Source organism: Bacteroidales bacterium (genome assembly GCA_031275285.1).
Classification (GTDB): domain Bacteria; phylum Bacteroidota; class Bacteroidia; order Bacteroidales; family UBA4181; genus JAIRLS01.
In genome coordinates, this window is record JAISOY010000194.1 from 1 (window position 1) to 3402 (window position 3402).

Sequence of the window (3402 nt, forward strand, 5' to 3'; positions counted from 1 at the left end):
TGTAGGCATTTCATTTTATACATTTCAGGCCATTAGCTATATTGTTGATGTATATAGGAACAAGGCGCCTGTTGTAACCAACATCCTTGATTTTGGCTTTTATTTGTCCTTTTTCCCCCAGTTGGTTGCCGGGCCGATTGTGCGTGCTGCTGAATTTATTCCCCAGATATACCGTAAATACCAGTTGCGAAAAGCTGAAATGGGGCATGCCCTGTTCCTGATCAGTTGCGGATTGGTAAAAAAAATGATGATATCCGATTATATTTCCATCAACTTTGTCGACCGGGTATTTGACCAGCCAGTACTGTATTCCGGCTTTGAAAACCTGATGGCGGTATATGGTTATTCCTTACAGATATATTGTGACTTTTCGGGATATACCGATATTGCTATCGGATTGGCCCTATTGATGGGATTCCGCTTACCCGCTAATTTTAACTCACCTTACCAGGCACATAATATTACCGATTTCTGGCGAAGATGGCATATTTCGCTTTCCTCATGGTTACGTGACTATCTGTATATTCCTCTGGGCGGAAATCGTAAAGGACGGCTTCGTACCGATATTAATCTGATGATCACCATGTTGCTGGGAGGGTTGTGGCATGGCGCCAATATGCGCTTTATTCTTTGGGGTGGGTTACACGGTCTGGCATTGGTCATCCATAAAGCCTGGTCGAAATATTTCCCGTCAAGTTTGATGAGAAGACGACCGGTACCTTCCTTTTTGGGCGTATTGATTACTTTTCATTTCGTAGCATTTTGCTGGATATTCTTCAGGGCGTCGGATATGTCGGTGGCAACAGAAATGATCCGTCGTATCTGTTCTCCTACTTCCTTGTCTGTTATAAAAGATATTATTTGGGGTTACCGTTTTATTTTCCTGATTATACTCGCCGGATTCCTGATGCACTGGACACCTGCCCAATGGAAGGAATATATACGTGGATGGTATATTAAGACACCCATTGTCGTAAAATTATTGCTTGCTATTCTGTTATTTTTTATGATTTATCAAATGAAATCGTCCGTGATACAACCATTCATTTATTTTCAGTTTTAGCAGGTTCCGGTCATTGATCCTTTTCTGAATCCACCATTTCTTCTCATCAAATCTTAATAAAATTATAGATTCCATCGGTGGGGTTACAATAACTTCAGATATTCTGTTCTAATTGTTAAATATTTTGCATGGTTATTGCAATAAATGATGATACTATCATGTACAAATAAAATATACTAAATCACAAAACACAGGAACAATGAAACAGGTATTGAATTTTTCACCTATTTGGGTATTGGTTTTTTTGATTGCATTTACTGCATGTGGAAATGAGGATGATTATAATATGAGATACAATTTCAAATCTTTGGCTGCGAACGGCTCGGAAGCGTCGACTACCTCCATGCTGATGCTGGAGTTTTGTAGGGATATTGAAGGTCTGGTTGTTGCTGATATCGTTTTAAATGCCGGAGAAACCGGAGCAACAAAAGGGGAATTGACTTCAAACGGTTCAGGGAAATACAATCTGACAGTAGATGGTATTACAAAAAGTGGTGAGATATCTGTTGTAGTGGAGAAAGAAGGACGTACGATTAGTCCGGCATCAAGAGCTGTCACCATATATTATTATGTCGCCCCCTGAGTTTTGAAAGGTGTAAAGTGTCAGGGAAGTGATGAGTAATGCTATAAATCAATCTCATATTCAATCAACGTAATCATGATCGATCAATAGCACCGATTACTATTATTTAAAATAAGGCTTCCTTTAAAGAAGGATGAGTCAACATCTTAAATTAGGGATCCATCAGGCAGTAAAGAAAAAAAACATTCTTTTTTATGAAAATATGTTGTAGAGCACATATTTTTTATATCTTTGCAACGTTTCTGTTTAAAATTTAGGACATGAATAATAGTATTATCCTCAATCTCATTAGTAGCGCACTAATTCTCATTAGTCAGCGATAGAGGGTGGTATGTAGTTGTATTAAAAAATAAAAAAGCACAAAGCCATTCTCTAATTCGGGGGATGGCTTTTTTGATTGATCGAATAACAAATAATTAGTGAAATATTAATTCAGAACCCATGAGTGATAAGTTGTATATTTTCGACACCACGCTTCGTGATGGTGAACAGGTGCCAGGTTGCCAGTTGAATACATTGGAAAAAATTGAAGTAGCCAAGGCGCTTGAAGAGTTGGGAGTGGATGTTATTGAAGCAGGGTTTCCGATTTCAAGTCCCGGTGATTTCAATTCAATTGTAGAAATATCCAAAGTGATTACCAGGCCCACCATCTGTGCATTAACACGGGCAGTTGAAAAAGATATTGATGTGGCTGCCGATGCGCTCCATTATGCAAAAAATAAGAGAATACATACGGGAATCGGTACATCATGGTACCATATCAACCATAAATTTAATTCTACACAGGAAGATATCCTGCAACGGGCTGCAGCTTGCGTTAAATACGCCAAGAAATATGTGGAAGACGTTGAGTTCTATGCAGAAGATGCCGGGCGTACGGAAAACGAGTATCTGGCAAGAGTAGTGGAAGCGGTGATTGCAGCAGGTGCTACCGTAGTGAATATCCCGGACACAACCGGTTATTGTACTCCTGATGAATATGGAGCAAAAATTAAATACCTGATGGAAAATGTGAAAAATGTCCATCAGGCGATCCTTGCCACGCATTGTCACAATGATCTGGGGATGGCTACGGCAAATACCATTTCCGGTGTTCTCAATGGTGCCCGTCAGGTAGAAGTAACCATCAATGGTATCGGTGAACGTGCGGGGAATACAGCGCTTGAAGAAGTGGTAATGGCCATCAAGAGCCGTAAGGATATGCCTGTTTACACGGAAATTGATACCAAAAGAATATACCGTACATCAAGGTTGGTTTCCACTTTGATGCGTATGCCGGTCCAACCCAATAAGGCAGTGGTAGGTCGTAATGCATTTGCACACTCGTCGGGGATACATCAGGACGGTGTGCTGAAAAACCGGGAAAGCTATGAGATCATGGATCCTTCGGATGTCGGTATCAATGAATCATCCATTGTATTGACGGCACGTAGCGGGCGGCATGCTTTAAGTCATCATCTGGAACGTTTGGGTTACAAACTGAGCGCCGAAGAACTGGACGATGCTTACCAGAAGTTCCTGAAACTGGCCGACCGCAAAAAGGATATTTCCGATGAAGATCTTCGTGTGATTGTTGGAGTAGGACAATCCGAACAACAGCGCCGGGTAAAACTGAAATACCTGCAGGTGGTCTGTGGGAAATCCAGTATTCCCATGGCAACAGTGCAGCTCAATATTGATGGTGAAATCTGTACTGCCACATCATCGGGTAGTGGTCCCGTAGATGCTTCTTTCAATGCGATCCGCCAGCTTATCC

General features: G+C 41.1%; 3 protein-coding genes. All 3 read left to right on the forward strand.

The genetic code is table 11. The features are described from left to right. On the forward strand, positions 1-1063 hold a 1063-nt coding region (locus tag LBQ60_19135; protein MDR2040043.1), incomplete at its 5' end, for an MBOAT family protein. 199 nt (positions 1064-1262) lie between these two features. Beyond that, on the forward strand, positions 1263-1646 hold the full coding sequence (locus LBQ60_19140) for a hypothetical protein (protein ID MDR2040044.1): 384 nt from the start codon (positions 1263-1265) through the stop codon (positions 1644-1646). A gap of 441 nt (positions 1647-2087) precedes the next feature. Further along, positions 2088-3402 (forward strand): 2-isopropylmalate synthase (locus tag LBQ60_19145; GenBank protein MDR2040045.1); only part of this gene is annotated, 1315 nt, incomplete at its 3' end.

Excerpts from the sequence above, each read along its gene's own strand:
- LBQ60_19140 (MDR2040044.1), top strand. The coding sequence starts at position 1,263 with ATGAAACAGGTATTGAATTTTTCACCTATTTGGGTATTGGTTTTTTTG.